This window comes from Desulfococcus sp. (assembly GCF_041737845.1).
GTDB lineage: Bacteria > Desulfobacterota > Desulfobacteria > Desulfobacterales > Desulfococcaceae > Desulfococcus.
Map to the genome: position 1 here is coordinate 1 of NZ_JBGSQX010000104.1, position 2806 is coordinate 2806.

A 2806-nucleotide genomic window follows, 5' to 3' on the forward strand; every position below is an offset into this window, starting at 1 on the left:
CCGAAACCGCGGCCGCATGGGCCCGCCTGGCCTCCTCCAGGGCGGCATTGGCCTGGCGGAGCCCTGCGTCGGCCTGGACCTGTTCGATCACCGCCAGGATGTCGCCGGCCTGGACCCGGTCGCCCTCGGAGACCCGGACCTGTGCCACCGTCCCCATCAGCTTGCTTGCGAGGGTGCTTTCTTGACGTGCCCGGACGGTGCCCACCGCCTCGTACTGGACGGGCCTGCGGACGGTCTCGGCCGTTGCGGTTTGGGCGATGATCGCCCCGCCCCGGACGGCCGCACGGTTTCCCGGTTCGATTTTATCGCCGCAGCCGCCCAGGAAAGAGATCGCGAGGCAGCATGCGGAAAGTCGTGCTAGTGGATGCAGCATGGTCCTTCCCCCATAAAGGTTTCATCGATGGTTCCCGTGACCAGGGCGAGGCGAGCCAGGGACGTCTTGTAGTCGTGGAGGGCCTGGAAGCGGTTCTTCCGGGACTGGTCCAGGGCCACCTCGGCGTCCAGCAGGTCCACGATGGTCAGGAGGCCGTTCCGGTAGCGGTCGGAGACGATCCGGAGGTTTTCCTCGGCCTCGGAGACGGCGGCGCCGGCGGCCCCGATCCGGCCCCATGCGCTTTTTGCCTGGAGAAAGGCCTCCCGCGTCTGGACGCGGATGCCGTCTTCCATCTCCCGCAGCAGGGCACGGATGTCTTTGAGGGCCGCCCGGGCTTCCCGGGTCCGGGCCGCATCCCGGCCGCCGGAATAGAGGTCGAGCCGGACCATGGCGCCCAGCGTGTAATTGTCGGCCGTGTCGCTCCAGTCCTCCGAGTTGATCTCGTAGTTGCCGAACAGGTCGACGCTGGGGAGGTGGGCGGCCCGGGTTTTCCGGATCTCCTCGGCGGCGATGGCCTCCTGCTGCTTCATCCCGAGGTAGTCGGCCCGGTGGGCCAGGGAGGCTTCGACCCAGGGCTCCAGGGGCGTGTCGATGCCGTTCCCGGCGGCAAGGGGTGTGGCGAGATGATACTCGCGGTCGACCGGTTCCCCCATGGCGGCGTTCAGGGCGGCCCGGGCCACGGCCAGGCCGCTTTCAGCCTGAAACCGCTCCTGGGTGAGCTGGGAGATCCGTACCCGCGCCCGCAGGAGGTCGCTCTTCACCACGAAGCCGCCGTCAAAGCGGTCTTGCGCCATCTTGAGATGGGCCCGGGCCGATTTCAGGGACTGGTCAACCACCGAGAGGGTCTCCTGGCCGATGAGGACGCCGAAATAGGCGACGGCCGCATCGGCGATGACCTGCCTGCGGGCCTGGTCCAGAAAGAGCCCGGCCGCGACTTCGCCCATCTCGGCCTGGCGGACGCCGTGCCGGGTCTGGCCCCTGTCGTAGACCGGCCAGGTTACGCCGAGGACGGTGTTGAAATTCTGGATGGCGTCGGGGTTGTTGAGACGGTCCGGGTCGAAGTCCGGTTCCGTGATGGACGCCTGGTTCAGCCTGGTGCCGAAGGCCCACATGGGGTTGGTGGTCCGGTCGAATTTTTCCGAGACATGGGCGCGGGGGAGGAAGCCGGCGCGGGCCTGTGTCACCCGGGCCTTGGCGCCGTCGACCCGGGCGTCGTGGGCCTCGATCCGGGGGTGCTGCCGCGAGGCCTTCTCGATCGCCCGGGCGATGGTGAGCGGCGGCCCTGCGTCCCCCGCCGCGAAAACGAACCGGACCGGAAGCATCAGGATGATCGGCAGCAGAAAAAGCGAAGGACGGAATCTAAGAAAAGCAGGCATGCTGCGGCCTCCTTTGACGGTTCCGTAAAAACCCCGATATCTGCGTTACGCTCACCCCTCGTCAATGAGGCGTACTTTAAGTACTCATCATTCCTCGGGATTCGCAAGCCTTGATCTCGAAGTTTTTACGAAACCGTCTGAAATCGGCTTGTTACGAGACTATTTCCATTTGGCTGTCGGGTCTTTCCGGTGAAAAGCAACGATATAGTTCTCTAAATAGATTTAGGAGGACGGAAAATCAAGGGAAAAAAATAGCGTTTACAAATTGGAGGGGAAGGGAATAGAAGAAAGGGCGAGGGGCTATAGGCTATAGGCTTGAAGGTTAAAGGCTTAAGGGTTGCGGCTATGATATCGAACGGTGAAGGGCTGACGACTGGCAATCTTCACCCCTTCAGCCTGACAAAAGGGGGACGTTATGATGGACGGATCGGCTGACTTGCGTCTTGCGGGCCTTGATCATGCCGAGGTGGAGCGGCGCCTTGCGGAGGATGGGTACAACGAGCTGTCTTCGGCCCGGAAGCGGGGGATCTGGCATATTGCCTGGGAGGTGGTCCGGGAGCCCATGTTCCTGCTGCTCCTGGCCTGCGGCCTGATCTACCTCCTGTCGGGCGAGGTCCAGGAGGCCATGATGCTCCTGGGTTTTGTTTTTGTCGTCATGGGCATCACCTTCTTCCAGGAGCGGAAGACCGAACGGGCATTGGAATCCCTCCGGGACCTCTCGAGCCCCCGGGCCCTGGTGATTCGGGAGGGGGAAAAGGTCCGCATCCCCGGCCGGGAGGTGGTGAGGGGGGATCTTCTTCTCCTGGAGGAGGGGGACCGGGTGGCGGCCGATGCCGTGGTGGTCTCGGCCCTCAACCTGTCGGCGGACGAGTCCCTCCTGACCGGCGAGTCGGTCCCGGTCCGCAAGCAGGCGGCGACGGGCGACCCGGATGCCATGGGGCCTCCGGGCGGGGACGATCAGCCGTTCGTCTTTTCGGGCTCCCTGGTGGTGGGGGGGCAGGGCGTGGCCCGGGTCATGTCCACGGGGCTGGCCACGGAGATCGGCAAGATCGGCCGG

General features: G+C 64.9%; 3 protein-coding genes. 1 reads left to right on the forward strand and 2 read right to left on the reverse strand.

Features of this window, described 5'->3' with window-relative positions:
* Positions 1-373: biotin/lipoyl-binding protein (locus ACEW8N_RS11850; RefSeq protein WP_373500036.1), on the reverse strand; the 373-nt coding region annotated here is incomplete at its 3' end.
* Positions 358-1749: a TolC family protein gene (locus ACEW8N_RS11855; RefSeq protein WP_373500037.1), complete on the reverse strand. Its 1392-nt coding sequence runs from the start codon at positions 1747-1749 to the stop codon at positions 358-360. The genes ACEW8N_RS11850 and ACEW8N_RS11855, both read right to left, overlap by 16 nt.
* 415 nt (positions 1750-2164) lie before the next feature.
* Here ACEW8N_RS11855 and ACEW8N_RS11860 point away from each other — a divergent pair.
* A partial coding sequence (locus ACEW8N_RS11860) for a cation-transporting P-type ATPase (protein ID WP_373500038.1) occupies positions 2165-2806 on the forward strand: 642 nt, incomplete at its 3' end.